At 61.9% G+C, this 17,549-nt stretch carries 16 protein-coding genes and 2 tRNA genes; 16 read left to right on the forward strand and 2 right to left on the reverse strand.

Features of this window, described 5'->3' with window-relative positions; genetic code table 11:
- The 12 genes from QZ511_RS13125 to QZ511_RS13180 form a co-directional block, all read left to right on the forward strand.
- Positions 1 to 233 (forward strand): PA3496 family putative envelope integrity protein (locus QZ511_RS13125; RefSeq protein ID WP_295803001.1); only part of this gene is annotated, 233 nt, incomplete at its 5' end.
- A 433-nt stretch (positions 234 to 666) separates the two neighbouring features.
- A complete protein-coding gene (locus QZ511_RS13130) occupies positions 667 to 1,011 on the forward strand; it encodes an STAS domain-containing protein (RefSeq protein WP_295803002.1) in 345 nt (114 codons plus the stop codon).
- Between the two features lie 24 nt (positions 1,012 to 1,035).
- A complete protein-coding gene (locus QZ511_RS13135) occupies positions 1,036 to 2,814 on the forward strand; it encodes a fused response regulator/phosphatase (protein WP_295803003.1) in 1,779 nt (592 codons plus the stop codon).
- Positions 2,815 to 2,847: 33 nt separating this feature from the next.
- Positions 2,848 to 3,516: a cytochrome c biogenesis heme-transporting ATPase CcmA gene (ccmA, locus tag QZ511_RS13140; protein WP_295803004.1), complete on the forward strand. Its 669-nt coding sequence runs from the start codon at positions 2,848 to 2,850 to the stop codon at positions 3,514 to 3,516.
- A 70-nt stretch (positions 3,517 to 3,586) separates the two neighbouring features.
- A complete protein-coding gene (ccmB, locus tag QZ511_RS13145) occupies positions 3,587 to 4,243 on the forward strand; it encodes a heme exporter protein CcmB (RefSeq protein WP_295803016.1) in 657 nt (218 codons plus the stop codon).
- A 60-nt stretch (positions 4,244 to 4,303) separates the two neighbouring features.
- A complete protein-coding gene (locus tag QZ511_RS13150) occupies positions 4,304 to 5,059 on the forward strand; it encodes a heme ABC transporter permease (protein ID WP_295803005.1) in 756 nt (251 codons plus the stop codon).
- A gap of 14 nt (positions 5,060 to 5,073) precedes the next feature.
- Positions 5,074 to 5,310, forward strand: coding sequence for a heme exporter protein CcmD (gene ccmD / locus QZ511_RS13155; protein WP_295803006.1), 237 nt, complete (start codon positions 5,074 to 5,076; stop codon positions 5,308 to 5,310).
- A gap of 96 nt (positions 5,311 to 5,406) precedes the next feature.
- The gene (locus tag QZ511_RS13160) at positions 5,407 to 5,856 is read left to right on the forward strand and encodes a cytochrome c maturation protein CcmE (protein WP_295803007.1); all 450 of its coding nucleotides are present in this window, start codon (positions 5,407 to 5,409) and stop codon (positions 5,854 to 5,856) included.
- The gene (locus tag QZ511_RS13165) at positions 5,853 to 7,856 is read left to right on the forward strand and encodes a heme lyase CcmF/NrfE family subunit (protein ID WP_295803008.1); all 2,004 of its coding nucleotides are present in this window, start codon (positions 5,853 to 5,855) and stop codon (positions 7,854 to 7,856) included. The genes QZ511_RS13160 and QZ511_RS13165 overlap by 4 nt, the downstream gene beginning before the upstream one ends.
- Before the next feature lie 31 nt (positions 7,857 to 7,887).
- Complete coding sequence (locus QZ511_RS13170) at positions 7,888 to 8,469, forward strand: DsbE family thiol:disulfide interchange protein (RefSeq protein WP_295803009.1); 582 nt, start codon at positions 7,888 to 7,890, stop codon at positions 8,467 to 8,469.
- Positions 8,432 to 9,037: a YigZ family protein gene (locus QZ511_RS13175; RefSeq protein WP_295803010.1), complete on the forward strand. Its 606-nt coding sequence runs from the start codon at positions 8,432 to 8,434 to the stop codon at positions 9,035 to 9,037. Before QZ511_RS13170 ends, QZ511_RS13175 begins: the two co-directional genes overlap by 38 nt.
- Positions 9,038 to 9,181: 144 nt before the next feature.
- Positions 9,182 to 9,901, forward strand: a complete 720-nt coding sequence (locus QZ511_RS13180) for a DUF4197 domain-containing protein (RefSeq protein WP_295803011.1) — start codon at positions 9,182 to 9,184, stop codon at positions 9,899 to 9,901.
- A 189-nt stretch (positions 9,902 to 10,090) separates the two neighbouring features.
- Here QZ511_RS13180 and QZ511_RS13185 read toward each other — a convergent pair.
- A tRNA-Asp gene (locus QZ511_RS13185) sits at positions 10,091 to 10,167 on the reverse strand.
- A 47-nt stretch (positions 10,168 to 10,214) separates the two neighbouring features.
- A tRNA-Val gene (locus tag QZ511_RS13190) sits at positions 10,215 to 10,290 on the reverse strand.
- Positions 10,291 to 10,478: 188 nt separating this feature from the next.
- Between QZ511_RS13190 and QZ511_RS13195 the strand changes: the two genes are divergently transcribed.
- The 4 genes from QZ511_RS13195 to zipA all read left to right on the forward strand — a co-directional run.
- Positions 10,479 to 10,994, forward strand: coding sequence for a cytochrome c-type biogenesis protein (locus QZ511_RS13195; protein ID WP_295803012.1), 516 nt, complete (start codon positions 10,479 to 10,481; stop codon positions 10,992 to 10,994).
- The gene (ccmI, locus tag QZ511_RS13200) at positions 10,987 to 12,255 is read left to right on the forward strand and encodes a c-type cytochrome biogenesis protein CcmI (protein ID WP_295803013.1); all 1,269 of its coding nucleotides are present in this window, start codon (positions 10,987 to 10,989) and stop codon (positions 12,253 to 12,255) included. Before QZ511_RS13195 ends, ccmI begins: the two co-directional genes overlap by 8 nt.
- A gap of 259 nt (positions 12,256 to 12,514) precedes the next feature.
- Entirely contained in the window at positions 12,515 to 16,018 is a 3,504-nt protein-coding gene (gene smc / locus QZ511_RS13205) for a chromosome segregation protein SMC (RefSeq protein ID WP_295803014.1), read from the forward strand.
- A gap of 143 nt (positions 16,019 to 16,161) precedes the next feature.
- A partial coding sequence (gene zipA / locus QZ511_RS13210) for a cell division protein ZipA (RefSeq protein WP_295803015.1) occupies positions 16,162 to 17,549 on the forward strand: 1,388 nt, incomplete at its 3' end.

Below are 17,549 nucleotides of genomic sequence, written 5' to 3' on the forward strand. Positions count from 1 at the left end.
GCACAACAAAAACAGACAAAGTGTTTCTGCCCTGGCAGATCGAGATTATGGAGTTTTCTATGAGCGGCAACGTTATCGAAAATGACATTGATTTTGATGAAGCGGATTCTTCCGTGGTAGGAGAATTGCTGTATACCCCAGATAACCCCCGGGATGCCCGAAGGTTGGTCGAAGACAAACTGGAGGAAATGCGTCTGCGCCGGGAATTGATGGATTACCAGCTGGACTTCTGACTGGACTTCTTACCGGGTAAGGGGCTGCAAGCCAATAAACCGGCCTTCCGGTTTTTCGCGGTCAATCCGGGTATTTAACGGCGGCATATTCGGCGCGGCGGTAGTCAGACCGCGTTGCTGGAGGCCAGACCGAGCCCATTTCGTACCGCACAATCGTTTTCCCCGTGCCCAAACCCGGAACAGTTCGAGAAAAGGTGCCTGACAGGTACCTTTTCTTTTTCATCTTTCGCACTCCTTCTCTCTGCCTCTCCCCGGTGTCTCTGTTACCCGTCCGCCCGGTTTGCACCTGGAGCGGCGGGGTGTATATTGGCGCTGTAACGCGTGCATTTCACACAGGAGGGTTGAAGCGAGGCGTTATGTCTCATCAGCCAGCGGCCGGCCCTGCGGCAGTAAGAGCAGTAGCGGGGCAGGATAGGGGAAAAAGGACCTTCAGATGGTAGTTTCCGACAGGTTTGACAGCCGGGTGTTTTCGGAAGTCCCGGACGACGGCAATGCGCTGGTTATCCGCATTGTGGGCAACTTCGATTTCAATATGCACCGGGAATTCCAGCGTGCTTACCGCAATGTCGCCCCTCCGCCAAAGCAGTTCATCGTGGACCTGTCGGCTACCGACCACCTGGATAGCGCTGCCCTGGGTATGCTCCTGCTGTTGCGGGACTATTGCGTGGAGGTGAGCCGCGAGGGTTTTCAGCCCGACGTGGAACTGGTCAACGCCAACGCCCATGTCTCCCATATTCTGAGTGTTTCCAATTTCGACCGGATTTTCAGCATCCGCTGATTGTCCCTACCGGGCCCCTGTATCATGCCGTCTTTCCGGGTTCTGATCATCGAGCGCGACACGCGGGAGGCGGCCGAGTTGCGGGCGCAGTTGGAGGATTGGGAATACACCAGCTCGTCGGTGGCGGCCAGTCCTGCCGAAACCTGCACCGTGGATGACGCCGGCCTGGCCCTGGCCATTTATCAGGACTATCAACCCAGCCTGGTCATTTTCGGCCCCTGCGCGTCGAAAACGGCCGAAAAGGTTCAGTTGCGCCAGCTGCGCCAGTACAGCGGCATAGAACCGGTCCCGATCCTGTTTGTCCTGGATCAAAAGGAAGCATCCGGGAGTCCGAACATTGACGGCTGCGACGATATTCTCGTCAGGCCCTACAGCCCGCCTCTGGTACAGCTGAAGCTCGCCTCCATCCGCCGCTTTTGTGAGTTCGGCCGTTCCCTGATGGCCCAGCGCGACCGCATGCGCAGGCATCACGCGGACTTTCTGCAGGAACAGGCCAACGCCCGTGAGATATTCGGCAATCTCGGCAATGAAAGCTGTCTCGACGATACCCCGGCGATACGCTATCACCTGTCGCCGCGGGCGGTGCTCAACGGCGATGTGCTGGCAGCGACCCACGCCCCCGACGGCAAACTGGTGCTGATGCTGGGGGATTTCGCCGGTCACGGACTGGCGGCGGCGGTGGGGGCGGTGCCACTGACGTCCATTTTCTATTCCATGATTCCCCGCGGCTTCTCCTTCACCCGGGTACTGAAGGAGATCAACCGCAAGCTGCACGATATTTTGCCGCGACAGATGTTCTGCTGTCTGGCGATGCTGGAGCTGGACCCTCGCCGCAATCACCTGAGGCTGCTCAATGCCGGTATGCCCAGTCCCTGTGTGAAAAGTTCCGATGGCAAGCTGCGCCTGCTGGAGTCCCGACACCTGCCCTTCGGCGTGTTGGCGGCGGACCAGATTGACAGCGCGGTGGTCAACCTGCGGGTGTACCCGGGGGACCGGCTTTTCCTGTGGAGTGACGGCATCCACGAGGCGCGCAACAAGTGCGGGGAGCACTTCGGTGAATCCCGCCTGTTGGAGCTGGTGCAGGATGGCGATCACAGCGGGGAGTCTGCGTTCGAGCGGATCCTGATTGCGGTGAACGCGCACGCCTCGCAGCAGCACGATGACCTGTCCCTGGTTGAAATGGACCTTGCCCACGGCTCCCTGCTGCGGCCCCGGTGCGAGGAGATGGAAAATAACGGTAACCGCAAGGGCGGTCGTGTTGGCGAGTGGTCGATTAACCTGCGCCTGGCAGACTCGGAACTGCGCAGTGGCGATCCGTTGCCGCACCTGCTGGGCGTGCTGGCGCAGATGCCCGGTGCGGCGCGCTTTCAGGAGGAGCTGGCGATTTCCCTGGGCGAGCTGTTTCGCAATGCCCTGGAGCACGGGGTGCTGGGGCTGGACTCGTCCCTCAAGTGTACCGACGAGGGCTTTGTGCACTATTACGACCTGATGGCGGAGCGGCGCAGTGGCTTGAGTCACGGCTGGATCGAGATCAGCCTGCGCTGCCGTGATCGGGGCAGGGGTGGCGAATTACAGCTGGAAGTGGAGGACAGTGGCCCCGGTTTTCCCCATGTCAGCGAGCAGAAAGGGGTCTACTCCGGGCGCGGCCTGAGCCTCCTCAAGACGATCTGCAGGGAGCTGGAAACCCGTCCCGGCAGTAGCCGGGTGCGGGCCGTGATCGAATGGGGGAGTGGCGTGGCGCCGGGCCAGGCCGGGGAGGCGCCGGGGGAGAAAACCGTACAAACCCGACCGCGGTCGGTATAATGCTGGTCGGTTTTTCATCAATATCGGTGGCTCATGGGCTCGAATACCCCGGGATCATTACAGGTGCGCGACCTCTCCTGCGAGAGAGGAGGTCGGCCGTTGTTCTGCGGTCTCGGGTTCACTCTGGAGCCGGGTGCTGCGATGCAGGTGCTGGGAACCAACGGCGCCGGCAAGAGCACCCTGATTCGCACATTGATCGGCAGTGCCACGGACTACCGTGGTGAAATCCTCTGGGGCGATAAACCCTTTCCTGCTTCCCTCGCGCAGATGCGCCAGTCCCTCCTGTATATCGGGCACAATGCCGGCGTGCGCCGCGGGCTGACGCCAATGGAGAATCTCGCCTGGTACGGCGCGCGGCGCGAGGATGCCCTGGTGGCGCTGGAGGCGGTGGATCTGTATGGGTTCGAGGACGTACTGTGCCAACAGCTGTCGGCGGGGCAGACCCGCCGGGTTGCGCTGGCGCGCCTGTTCCTGCCATCGGTGGCATCCCTGTGGATTCTGGATGAGCCCCTCGCGGCCCTGGATGTGCGCGGTGTGGCGCGCCTGGAGTCGCGCATGGCAGATCATCTCGGCGCAGGTGGCAGCATCCTGCTCACTTCCCACCAGCCGGTAAACCTGAGCCCCCTCAAACAAGTGAATCTCCTGGATTTCCAGGTGCCAGCGGGATATGACATCGCGATGGAGGCAGGCAGTGTGCAGTGAAAGCGTTGCCGTGGCAAAGGGCGGGCAGGCGCAGGAGGCGGGTGTGAGTGCAGGTGCCGGGCCGGGATTCATGGCCCTGTTGCGGACAGAATTGTTGCTGGCGATTCGCCGCCGGGCGGATATCGTCAATCCACTGCTGTTTTTTGTCACCGTGCTGGCGATGATGCCCCTGGGCATAGGTCCGGACCCGGAAATGCTGGCGCGGATGGCGCCGGGACTTATCTGGGTGATGGCGCTGCTGGCGACACTCCTGTCCCAGGAGTCACTGTTTCGCGGAGATTACGAGGACGGCTCCCTGGAGCAGATCTCACTACTGCCGCAACCGCTGTATTTCGCGGTGCTGGCCAAGGTGGCGGTGCACTGGCTGGTGACCGGCCTGCCTCTCGCGGTTCTGTCGCCACTGCTGGGACTGATGCTGAACCTGCCGGCGGCGGGCTACCTGCCGCTGGTGATATCGCTGTTGCTGGGCACCGCCAGCCTGAGCTTGATCGGTGCGGTGGGGGCGGCATTGACCGTGGCCCTGCAGCGCCCGGGACTGCTGCTGGCACTGATTATTATGCCGCTGTATGTGCCCGTGTTAATCTTTGGCACCGGTACGGTGCAGGCGGCACTGGATGGGTACGCATACAGTGCGCAACTGGCGGTGTTGGGAGCGATACTGGCGGCGGCTGCGGCGCTGGCACCACTGGCGGCGGCCGGTGCGATTCGCATCAGCCTGGACCACTAAACCGGTTATTTGAATTTATCCGTTTGCCGCAGCAGTTGGCGGCGCAACAGGAGAACGACATTGGCCTGGCAATGGTTTCACAGACTCGGATCGCCGCGCTGGTTCTATCAGAAGTCCAGCGCCTGGTTGCCCTGGTTGGGGGTGGCCAGCCTGTTGCTGTTGCTGATCGGCTGTGTCTGGGGGCTGGGTTTTGCCCCACAGGATGGCAAACAGGGCAACAGCTACCGCATCATCTATATCCACGTGCCGGCGGCATTCCTGGCGCTCGCTGGCTACTACATCATGGCCATCTGTGGCGCTATCGGCCTGATCTGGAAGATGAAGCTCTCTTTTGTGGTCATGCGCGCTGCGGCGCCCATTGGTGCCGCACTCACCTTTATCTCCCTGTTTACCGGTGCCTTGTGGGGCAAGCCCACCTGGGGCACCTACTGGGTGTGGGATGCGCGCATCACCTCGATGCTGATCCTGTTTTTCCTCTACCTGGGGGTAATGGCGCTGTCCGGTGCGTTCAGTCGCGAACAGTCCGGGGACAAGGCCAGTGCGCTGCTGGCCCTGGTGGGAACCGTCAATATCCCGATCATCTACAAGTCGGTCGACTGGTGGTTCACATTGCACCAGCCCGCGACCCTCAAGCTGACCCAGGCCAGCACCATTGACCCGAGTATGTTCTATCCACTGATCACCATGATCGCGGGCTTCTACCTGTTTTACGCCTGGGTGCTGACCCTGCACACGCGCACAATGATCCTGCAGCGCGAGTGGCGTACCCAGTGGGTGCGTGAACTGCTGGGACAAACGGCGCCCGGGCGCCCTTGAGCATAGGGGGATTCATGGAGTTTCAGTTCAGTTCTTTTGCCGAGTTTCTGGCCATGAACGGCCACGGACCCTATGTGTGGGTGTCCTATCTGGTTGCCGCCGTGGTGATGATCGCCCTGGCAGTGGCACCGCTGGTCATCCGGCGCCGTCTGCGCAGGGAAGTCGCGCAGGAATTACGCCTGGAAGAGGCCCGTCGCCGCGCCGCTCGCGAGCGCGCTGAAGAATCCCGCGGGGCGGTCGCCACTCAATAGTGCCGGGCCAGTACCCGCAACCCGAGTTGCCGCCCGCCTGGAAAGCCGAGTGGGTGGCAGCAGACCGATTAATATATTTTCAGATATCCGATCACCATGCATCCAGCCCGTAAACAACGCCTGATTCTCGTCATTCTGCTGGTGGTACTGTCCAGTGCCGCGGTGGGATTCGTAACTTATGCCATGCGCTCCAATATGGATTACTTTTACGCGCCGAGCGCCTTTGCCGCCGGTGAAGTACCGTTTGCAAAGCGAATCCGCGCTGGCGGTTGTGTGGTGCCGGGCAGTGTGGTTCGGGACAGCGACTCCCTCGATGTGCGCTTTGCCATCACCGATGGCGAAGCGGAGCTGGAAGTGGTGTTCGACAAGATTCTTCCAGACCTGTTTGCCGAAGGTGAGGCCGCGATTGTGACCGGCAAGCTGCAGCAGGGTGGTTTTGTGCGCGCAGACCAGGTGTTGGCAAAACACGATGAATCCTACACCCCGCCGGAAGTCATGGAGAGCATGAAAGGTAAGGCCAGCTGTCACGGAGATGCGAAGATATGAGTCCCGAACTGGGCCATTTTGCCCTGATTGTCGGCCTGCTGCTGTCGCTGGCACTGGCGGTAGTGCCAATGCTCGGCACCTACAGCGGGCGAGTGCTGTGGATGGACACCGGGCGGCCCCTGGCTCTGGGAGTGCTGGCATTTACTGTCCTGTCCTATGTGTGCCTGACCGTTGCCTTTGCCAACAGTGATTTTTCCGTGGCTTATGTGGCGCAGAATTCCAACAGTATTCTGCCGACGATTTACAAGATCACCGCGGTGTGGGGTGGTCACGAAGGCTCGATCCTGTTGTGGCTACTGATGCTGGCGGGCTGGACCGTAACAGTGGCGCTGTTCAGCCGGCAGCTTCCGGATGTGCTGGTGGCGCGGGTGCTGTCGGTGCTCGGCATGCTGCTGGTCGGCTTCTTCCTGTTCATTCTGCTCACCTCCAACCCCTTCGAGCGGGCGCTGCCGTTTCCGCCCGGCGACGGCAGTGACCTGAATCCGTTGCTGCAGGATCCGGGAATGATTATTCATCCGCCCCTGTTGTATATGGGGTATGTGGGCTTCTCGGTGGCATTCGCGTTTGCCATCGCGGCGCTGCTGGAAGGTCGCCTCGACAGTGCCTGGGCGCGCTGGGCGCGCCCCTGGACTGCGGTGGCCTGGTCTTTCCTGACCCTGGGTATCGCCCTGGGCAGCTGGTGGGCTTACTACGAATTGGGCTGGGGCGGCTGGTGGTTCTGGGACCCGGTGGAAAATGCCTCGTTCATGCCCTGGCTGGTGGGGACCGCATTGCTGCACTCGCTGGCGGTCACCGAAAAACGCGGGCTGTTCCGCAGCTGGACCATTCTGCTGTCGATCTTCTCCTTCAGCCTCAGCCTGCTGGGTACCTTCCTGGTGCGCTCCGGGGTACTGACTTCGGTGCACGCGTTTGCCACGGATCCACTGCGCGGCGGGTTTATTCTCGCCTTCCTGGCGATCGTGGTGGGGGCGTCACTGCTGCTGTTCGCGCTGCGCGCGCCGGCGGTGAGCGCCGGCAGTGTGTTCTCGTTCCGGTCCCGGGAGACCTTCCTGCTCGGCAACAATGTTGTGCTGGTACTGATCATGGCGGTGGTGCTGACCGGTACCCTGTACCCGCTGCTGGCGGATGCGCTCAACCTGGGCAAGATCAGTGTCGGCCCACCTTTCTTCAATATGTTTTTTGTGCCGCTGATGCTGGTGCTGTGTGTGCTGCTGGGGTTGGGGATCCACGCCAACTGGAAAGATTCCCGGGTTGGGAAGCTGCTGCGCGCATGGGGGTTGCCGGCACTGGTGGCTGCCGTTGCCGCGCCGCTGCTAACACTGCTGGCTGGTGAATTCCACTGGGGCGCCCTATTGGGAATTTTTGCCGGACTCTGGGTGATTACCGCCAGTGTCGCCGACGTGCTGGCCAAGACGCGCAATGCCGACAACCTGTGGGCGGGCCTCAAGCGCCAGCGTGCCAGCTATTACGGCATGCACCTGGGGCATATCGGTCTCGCGGTTTCCGTGCTCGGGGTTGCACTGACCACGGTATACAGCGTTGAGAAGGATCTGCGCATGTCGCCGGGCCAGAGTGCCGAGATGTCCGGTTACGAATTTACTTTCGAAGGCGTGCGCCAGGTGTCCGGGCCCAACTACCGGGCTTCAGAGGGCGTGTTGATGGTGCGCGACAATGGCCGGGTGATTGCCGAGCTGCACCCGCAGAAGCGCAATTACCTGTCCGGTGGCAACACCATGACCGAGGCCGCCATTGATTCGAGCCTGTTCCGCGATCTCTATGTGGCGCTGGGCGAACCGATGGACAAGAGCAACCCGGCCGGTGACTGGGCGGTGCGCCTGCAGTACAAAGCCTTTGTTGTATGGATCTGGCTGGGCGCGGCATTGATGGCGCTCGGTGGCGGTATTGCAGTGGCGGACAAACGTTATCGCAAGGTCAAGGCTGCGCGCGCAAACAGCGGTCGGGCAATGGCTGCCGATGACGCCTCCCTGGCCCGGGCCTGAGGTCTGAAAGAACGGAAATCTGGAATTTGCTGTGGCGAGACTGAAGCTTTTTTTACCCCTGATTATTTTTGTGGCACTGGCGCTGCTGTTCTGGCGCGGACTGTCGCTGAACCCGCAGGATATGCCTTCGGCGCTGTTGAACAAGCCGGTGCCCGAATTTGCGCTGCTGGATGTGGAAACCAATCGCGAACTGAAAAAATCGGATTTGCCCAGTCAGCCGCTGCTGCTGAACGTCTGGGCCACCTGGTGTGTATCCTGCCGGGTAGAGCATCCCTACCTGAACAAGCTGGCGGAAGAGGGCGTTCCCATTGTCGGGATCAACCTGAAAGACGATAACGAAGCGGCGCAGAAGTGGCTGGAAAAATTCCACAACCCCTACCTGTTCTCGGTATCTGATGTGGAGGGGCGTCTGGCGCTGGATCTCGGGGTGTTCGGTGCGCCGGAAACTTTCCTGGTAGATGCGGGTGGCACCATTCGCTGCAAACATGTAGGTGTGGTGGATGACCGCATCTGGCAGACCAAGCTGCAGCCCCTGTACGAGCGCTTACAGAAACAGTCGTGGGACGAATTTTCAGGTGAGTTATCAGATTCCCTGCTCTCCCGTTGTCACTGAGACGGAAGAGAAAAAAAGCCGCTTTATCTGCTGGCTGGGGCCGGTTTCCGATAAAGCGGCTTTTTTGTATCAATTGGAAGCGGTGCGGGCCCGGTACCCGGATGCCACACACCATTGCACCGCGCTGGTGATCGGCAATCCCTCCAATCCCGAGGTGATGCAGTCCGATGATGATGGGGAGCCCGGTGGTAGCGCCGGCCGCCCGATGCTGGAATTGTTGCTGAAGCAGGAAATCGGCAACGTGGGCGCCATCGTCACCCGCTATTTTGGCGGCACCAAGCTGGGTGTCGGTGGGCTGATGCGAGCCTACCGCGGCGCGGTGGGCGCCGCGCTGCAGTTGGCTGAACTGAAAACCTTCGTGCCCCTGTTGGCTGTGCAGGTAACCTGCAACTTTGCCGAGGAGTCGCGGGTGCGCTTTCTGGTAGCGCAAAAAAACGGTGAGTGCGCAGAGGCGACCTACAGCGACAAGGTGAGCATGCCGATCCGGTTGCCGGTGGATCAGTGGGCCGAGCTTCGCGGGCAGTTTCAGGCGGAAGGGATCAGTTACGAAAGCGCCGAGCCGTCTTGATGGCCTCTGCCGTGCTGGTGACGCCGGGTATTGCGTTTGTCCGGATATAGCGGAAGCAGGAATCCGGTCACTATCGCGCGATGGCGACTGCGGTACTATGCCCGCATCGAATTTCGCCGACATCGAATTTCAAGGGGGATGACCATGAGAAAATATTGGATATGCGCAGCGGTAATCGCCACCGGGCTCGCGTTGGCCGGCTGCGAGAATATGGGCGCCGCCTCTCCGTGGATTGATCTGGGGAATCAGGTCGCAAAAAACGCGGGTTATGACACGGACTCGAAGCTCGCGCGGGGCATCAAGGATACCCTGCGCACCAGTACGGACCGGGCCAGCAACAGCCTGTCGCAGGTGGGTGCGTTCAATCTCGGGCTGCCTGCATCGGTTCGCCCGGTGGAAGATGGTCTGCGGCAGTTCGGTTTCGGCAACTATGTGGATCAGCTGGAGAATGCGATGAATCGCGGCGCGGAGCAGGCGGCGGCCGAGGCTGCGCCGGTATTCAAGCAGGCGATCACCGGAATGACCGTCAATGATGCGCTGGGTATTATCCGCGGCAGCGACACCGCGGCGACGGAATATTTCCAGCGCCAAACCGAGAGCACCCTGCGTGTGCGCTACCAGCCGATTGTGGAAGCCAATCTGCGCAAGACGGGTTTTTACGACCAGTACAAGAGTCTGCAGGCCACTTACGAGAAATTGCCTCTCGCCAACAAGCCGGATATGGACCTCGAGCGCTATGTGATTGAGCAGAGCATGAAGACCCTGTTCAGGCGTATTGGTGAGGAAGAGACCCTGATCCGCCGGGACCCCGTGGCCAGAGGTAGTGTGTTGATCGGGCAGGTGTTTGGGGCTGGGGAAGGCTGATCGCTTGCTCGACCGAAAGCGCTTGGCGCTTTTTTTGAACCGGGGTGGATTCGGGTCTTCCTGACTCTCACCCCGCGGGCGCCGCCGCTACGCTCTGGCGTCCAAATTTGTCCCCAACAATTTTGTCTCCCACGCCGATCGACCACAAACAAAAAAGGCCCACACTTTCGTGTGAGCCTCTTCTGTATATGGCGGACCGGACGGGACTCGAACCCGCGACCTCCGGCGTGACAGGCCGGCATTCTAACCAACTGAACTACCGGTCCGCATTCCTTTCTTCTCCAGAAAAGCCTGCTGTGCAGGTGAGGAGAAGTGGTGGGTGGTACAGGGGTCGAACCTGTGACCTACGGCTTGTAAGGCCGCCGCTCTCCCAACTGAGCTAACCACCCCGCGTCAGGAGCTGCGTATAGTAATGATTTTTTTTGGGGCGTCAACGCTTTCTGAAAATTTTTTTGAGATTCAAAGAGTTAACGGTGAAGTGGGGGATCCTCCGGGTGCGTGCAGACGCGCTTATGCGGGGCGTGTAGCGGCGCGGTGGCGCTGGTATAATCGGCCGATATTTTCCCGGAGAAAGCCAGTGTCCACACGTCGCTTAGCCATCCCCCTGCTCGCACTTTTGACTTTGCTGTTAGCAGTGGTCACCCGTGCATCCGTGGAAGTGGAGCCCCTGTCTACGCCGGAATTGCAGGCTCGCTACCAGGTTTTGATCGAGGAAATGCGTTGCCCCAAGTGCCAGAACCAGAACCTCGCGGGTTCTGACTCCATGGTGGCGAACGATTTGCGGCGTGAAATCCGGCGGCTGCTGGAAGATGGTTTCAGTGACGCGGAGATCAACGATTACATGGTGGCGCGCTACGGTGACTTCGTGCTGTACCGGCCGCCGGTGCAGCGCAATACGCTGGCCCTGTGGTTGGCGCCGGGGGTTTTTGCTGCCCTGGGTCTGCTGGCGCTGGTAGTGATTGTTGCGCGCTCGCGCAGCGGTCGCGGTGCCGGGCAGGAATCGCAGGCGGATGAACTGAGCGCGGAAGAACAGCGGCGCCTGGCGCAGTTGCTGAGAGGTGAAGGTGATCGCGGGAGCAAACACAATGACTGAACTCTGGGGAATGCTCGCGCTGTTGATATTGCCGCTGGCCGCCTTTATCGCCTGGCCGCTGTTGCGGCGGCGCAGGGGGGCTGGCGATGACCACCTGGACGGTGCTGATGCGGACCGCACGCGCAGGGCGCTGTATCTGGAGCACAAGGCAGAGCTGGACGCGGCGCGGGCCAACGGTGCCATCGGCGACAGCGAGTACCAGTCGATGCACACCGAACTGGCTCGAAAATTCCTGCAGGAAGAGGGCTCGGCGTTTCGCCTGGCCGGCATCCGCGAGGGGGGGCGGGGCCTGATAGTGGCAATGGCATTGCTGGTGCCTGCGTGCGCGGTGGGACTTTATTTCTACTGGGGTGCCCATCGGGAGTTGGCGCTGTATCGGGATATGGTTGCCAGCCAGTCCGGTACCGCGGATACGGCGGCAGAGGCCAGTATCACCCGGCGCCTGCGCGAGCGCACGCACACCCATCCGGAGGATCTGTCCAGTCGCTATGTGCTGGCCCAGCGCCTGCTGGTTGGCAATGACATCGAGGGTGCGGTGGCGCAGTACCGTTACATCGTCGAGCGCGAGCCGAATGCGGTCAATATCCGCGCGGAGCTGGCGCAGGCGCTGTTCTTCGCCGGTGGTTCGCGGATTACACCGGAAGTGACCCGTGAGGTGACCGCGGTATTGGAAACCCAGCCCAGCAACCCGACCGCCCTCGGCCTGGCGGGGATCGCCGCCTTCGAGAGCGGGCAGTTCCGTCAGGCGCGGGATTACTGGCAGGGGGCGCTGTCCCAGATGGCGCCCGGTAGCAACGCCTACCAGGCGCTTGCGGCCGGTGTGGCGCGGGCGGAAAAGGCGCTCGCGGAGGCCGGCGATGGCAGTGAAGAAGCGGAAACCTCGCTGGCTGCCGCGCAGCAATCGCCGGCGGCAGCGGCGGGGGAGAACAGTATCCGCATCAAGGTCTCCCTTGCCGAGTCGGTCTCGGCAAACCCGGATACCCCGGTATTCGTCTACGCGCGCACCGCTGAAAGCCCCATGCCGCTGGCGATTGTGCGCTTGAAAGCGGCAGATCTGCCGACCGAGGTTGTGCTGGACGAGTCTCGCGCGATGATGCCCGGACGCAGCCTGAAAACGGTGGACAGCGTGCAGCTGGTGGCACGCCTTGCTGTGAGTGGCAATGCCCGCCCGGCGCCGGGAGACTGGCAGGGTGGGGTCAAGGCCCTGTCCCGCAGCGACTGGGACCAGCCGGTCTCGATCGCTATCGACGAGAAAATCTGACCTTCCGGGCCGCCGGCATTGCCGCTGGGGGTCCCTGTCTGAAAGTGGCAGTGGGCCGGCCCCGCGCAAGGCGGGGTTCGGCGGTCAAAAATAGCGCTGAAACCGCGCACGCAGCCATGTACAATCGGCGGTTTGCAAAGACAAAACGGCGATTTGGCCGCGACAGCAGCCAGATTCCCTCCAGAGATTACAACGAAGAGCGTTCGGCGGCGTGGAATAGCGGTCGTACGGGCGCCGGGTATTACCGAGTTTCAAGACCATGCGTTTGAAGTGCATCAAGCTGGCCGGGTTTAAATCCTTTGTCGACCCGACCACCGTTTACTTCCCCTCCAACCTCAGCGCCGTGGTCGGCCCCAACGGCTGTGGCAAGTCCAATACCATCGACGCCGTGCGCTGGGTAATGGGTGAGTCTTCCGCGAAAAATCTGCGCGGCGACTCCATGACCGACGTTATCTTCAACGGTTCCAGCGGCCGCAAGCCGGTGGGGCAGGCGTCCATCGAGCTGGTGTTCGACAATTCCGAGGGCAAGCTGGCCGGCGAATACGCTGCGTTTAGCGAGATATCGGTCAAGCGTCGGGTAACCCGCGATGGCCAGAACAACTACTACCTGAACGGTGAGAAGTGCCGCCGCCGCGATGTGACCGACCTGTTCCTGGGTACCGGTCTCGGCCCGCGCAGCTACGCGATTATCGAACAGGGCATGATCTCCAAGCTGATCGAGGCCAAGCCCGAAGAGCTGCGGGTGTTTATTGAGGAAGCCGCGGGTATCTCCAAGTACAAGGAGCGCCGCCGCGATACCGAAAACCGCATGCGCCGCACCAAGGAAAACCTCGAGCGCCTCACCGATATCCGCGACGAGCTGGACCGCCAGCTGTCGCGCCTGGAGCGCCAGTCTGCGGCGGCGGAAAAGTACAGTCGCTTCAAGGAAGAGGAGCGCACACACAAGGCGCACCTGCAGGCGCTCAAGTACCGCAACCTGGACGACCAGGCCAAGGCCAAGCAGCAGCAGATCGGCGAGCTGGAACTGACCGTCGAGGAGCTGGTGACCCGCCAGGTCAGCTGCGATACCGGTATCGAAGAGCAGCGCATTGCGCACCACGAACTGACCGACGCCTTCAACGAGGTGCAGGGCCGCTTCTACGCCGTGGGCGGCGATATCGCCCGCCTCGAGCAGAGCATTGCCCACGCCCGCGAGCGCAACACCCAGTTGCAGGCGGACCTTTCCCGCACCGAACAGGAATACAGTGAATCCCAGGGCCTGCTGTCCGCAGACCAGGAAAAAATGTCCGAGTTCGAAACCGAGCTGGAAGTGATCGTGCCGGACCTGGAGATGGTGCAGGCCGCGGAAGAAGAATCCGCGCAGGCGCTGCTCACCGCCGAAGACCAGATGCGCGACTGGCAGAACGAGTGGGACCAGTTCAACCAGGGCGCTTCCGGCTCCCGCCAGAAGGCGGAAGTCCAGCAGTCCCGTATCCAGCACCTGGAAACCTCGAGCCAGCGGTTGCAGGAGCGTATTGGCAAGCTGCAGAGCGAGCGCGAAGGCCTCGCCGGCAGCGGTGATGACAGCGAGCTGGAGCAGCAGAATGAAGAGCTGGCCGAGCTGGAAATGCAGCTGGCCGAGCGCCGTGAATCGATTGCCGAGAAAGTCGGGCAACTGGCGGAATTGCGCCGCCAGGAAAGTGACCTGGCGTCGGACCTGGACAAAGAGCGCCTGCTGCTGCAGACCAGCCGCGGACGCCAGGCCTCCCTGGAAGCGCTGCAGCAGGCGGCCATGGGCCAGGGCAAAGCCGTAGCTGGCTGGCTGGAACAGCAAAACCTGCAGGATCGCCCGCGCCTGGCGGAACAGATCAGTGCCGATTCCGGCTGGGAAACCGCGGTGGAAACCGTACTGGGTACGCGGCTGCAGGCGGTGTGCATCGACCAGATCGAATCCCTGCAGGACGCCCTGGCAAGCCTCGAAGGCGGACAGGCGGTATTTGTCGATGGCCAGAGTGTGGCCTCGGGCAGCACCGGAAGCCTGCCGAAACTGGCGGATGTGGTTCAGGGTCCGGCTTCACTGACTGGCCTGATTGACGGCATCTACACCGCCGAAGATCTCACCAGTGCCCTGTCCCAGCGCGCCCAGCTCAAGGGTGGCGAGTCCATTGTCACCCGCGACGGCCTGTGGCTCGGTCCCAACTGGTTGCGGGTCAGCCGCGGTGCCGATGCGGAAGCGGGGGTACTGGCGCGCAAGCAGGAGCTGGAAAGCCTCGAGCAGTCCCTGGCCGAGTGCGAAGCCCGCATCGAGGAGCTGTCGGAGCAGCGCGAGCAGCAACGCAACCGCGCCGGCGAGCTGGAGCGGGAGATCGAGCAGGCGCGCAACGACGCCGAGCAGCTGAACCGCCGCACCGGCGACCTGCGCAGCCAGCTGTCGGCCCAGCGCGCGCGCCAGGAACAGATGGATGAGCGCCGCAATCGCATCGAGCAGGAAATTGCCGAGGTGCGCGAACAGAAGGAAGCGGAAGCCGAATCCATTTCCGAAGCGCGCATCGAGCTGCAGGAAGCGCTGGAAGCGATGAGCGACGATACCGACCGCCGCGAATCCCTGCTGGCCCGCCGCGAAGAGCTGCGTGAAGCCCTGGATGCAGCGCGCCAGCGCGCCCGCGAAGACAAGGATCGCGCCCACGAACTGGCCATGCGCGAACAGTCCGTGCGGACCCAGAAAGTCTCCCTCGAGCGCACCCTGCAGGTATTGCGCGAGCAGGTCGAACGCCTGCAGAGCCGCCGTGAACAGCTGCAACAGCAGATGGAAGACGCCCAGGATCCGTCGCAGGATTACCAGGGCGAGCTCGAAGAGAAGCTCGCCCAGCGCATCGAAGTGGAAGCGGAGCTGTCGCAGGCGCGCAAGAAGCTTGAGGAAGTGGACAGCATCCTGCGCAATCAGGAGCAGGAGCGGCAGAAGGCCGAGTCCGCGCTGCAGGGCGTGCGCGCCCAGCTGGAGCAGCAGCGCCTCACCGCACAGACCCTGGAGACCCAGCGCAACGGGCTGGTCGAACAGTTGCGGGAAGCGGACCACGACGTGGAAGTCCTGCTGGAGGAGCTCCCGGAAGAGCTCACCATCGAAGCGGTACAGCAGGATATCGAGCTGGTGGCGGCGCGCATCTCCCGCCTGGGGCCGATCAACCTGGCGGCTATCGATGAATACAAGCAGGAGTCCGAGCGCAAGCACTACCTGGATCGCCAGTACGGCGACCTTACCGACGCGCTGGAAACCCTGGAGAATGCGATCCGCAGGATCGACAAGGAGACCCGCACCCGCTTCAAGGAGACCTTCGATCAGGTCAACGGCGGGTTGCAGGAGCTATTCCCAAAGGTGTTTGGTGGCGGTCACGCCTATCTGGAGCTTACCGGCGAGGACCTGCTGGATACCGGTATCGCGATCATGGCGCGGCCACCGGGCAAGCGCAACAGTACCATCCACCTGCTTTCCGGTGGTGAAAAGGCGCTGACCGCGATTGCGCTGGTATTCTCAATTTTCCGCCTGAATCCGGCGCCGTTCTGTATGCTGGATGAGGTGGATGCGCCGCTGGATGACGCCAACGTGGGCCGTTACGCGCGCATGGTTAAAGAGATGTCGCAACACGTTCAGTTCATCTACATTACCCATAACAAGATTGCCATGGAGATGGCCGATCAGTTGCTGGGGGTAACCATGCACGAACCGGGTGTATCCCGCCTGGTATCCGTAGACGTAGAGGAGGCCGCAGAGCTGGCTTCGGCGTGATGCTCTGGGTAATGGTAAAACCCGGTTGTGGGAACGGTTGTGAAAATCGGAAGATCCCGGTCAACAACGACTCCGGTCAACAACAATGAATGGCGCAGTGGCAAGCAAGACAACGGATGGCGAAGTAGGGAGAGGGAAGCGCGATGGATAACTGGCTGATCAACATACTGGCTCTGCTGCTGCTTTTGGTGGTGCTGGATGGTGCGCGCCGCGCCTACCTGAAGCACCGGGATACCATGAAGGTATCCCGCAATCTTTCCCGCTCTATGCGCCAGGACATGGACGAGCGCGACTATCGCGACGATGGCGACGCGAACGGCGAGATCCTGTCCAGCCCCAGAACCGTGGAAAGCAAGCCGGAGCCAGAGCTGCGACCTGCACCACAGGTGGAGCCTGAGCTGGAATATATCGACCCGGAAGAGGCGGAGAAGCGCCGTCAGATCGCCGCCGAGCTGCCCGGTTCGGTGCGCGTTGTGCAGCGCCGTAAACCCGAGGATGCGTCCCAGGTAAACCGCCAGGTGCAGCAGAATTTCCACTCCTCCCGCAAACCGCTGGCCGGCAGCAAGCCGGACCGCAGCGCCGAGGATGTATCGACCCGGGCGGCGCGACCCGAAGAGACTGCGGCGGGTGCGCCCATGCAGGCCTCGCTGAACCTGGAAGAGCAGGTGCCGACCCTGATGGATTCGGTGGAAGATGAGCCGGCGGCAGAGAGCGCTGTGGACGCACTGGCGGGTCTGGCCGGTGAGGTGCACAGCGAGGTTGGCGACGAGGCGATTTTCCCGGTGGAGAACCCGGGAGACGAGAGCGCGGCGGCGGATGCCGGCGAGCTGGTCGCGCAACGTCGCGAGCCATCCCTGGATGAAACCGTAAGCCTGGAGTCCCTGCAGGCGGTGGAGCCGGAGCCGGCCGCGGCTGTCGATGAGGAGCCGGAGCCCCGCAAAAAATCCGGTTGGAGTGCGGCGGATATCCGTTTTCCGGAGCTGAAAAAGGCCTCGCCTTTTGCCCGCAAAGAGAGCGAAGAGCGCAAGCCCGAGCCCGAGCCCCGCAAGGAGCACTCGGCGTCCAGTCGCAAGTCGGCGGCGCGCAAGGAACGGGATGTCGAGGAAGTCCTGATTCTGAACATCATGGCGCCGCCCGGAGACTACTTCGAGGGCAATGACCTGTTGCGGGTTCTGCTGTCTAGCGGCCTGCGCTTTGGCGATATGAATATCTTCCACTACCACACCGGCGATGCCGGTGACGGGCCGGCGCTGTTCAGCCTGGCGAATATCGTGGTGCCAGGCACCTTCGATATGTCGGAAATGGAAGATTTCACCACGCCGGGGGTCAGCCTGTTCCTGGCACTGCCGGCAGAAGTTGAAGCGCTGAAGGCACTGGATACCCTGCTCACTACTGCGCGCAATATCGCCGAGCAGCTGGGGGGCGAACTCAAGGATGAAAACCGCAGCGTTTTCACCGGGCAGACCGCAGAGCACTACCGCCAGCGGGTAATGGAATTCCAGCGCCGCAAGGCCCTGGCCCGGGCGCAGGC

The sequence above is a fragment of the uncultured Microbulbifer sp. genome, from assembly GCF_913055755.1.
Classification (GTDB): Bacteria; Pseudomonadota; Gammaproteobacteria; order Pseudomonadales; family Cellvibrionaceae; genus Microbulbifer.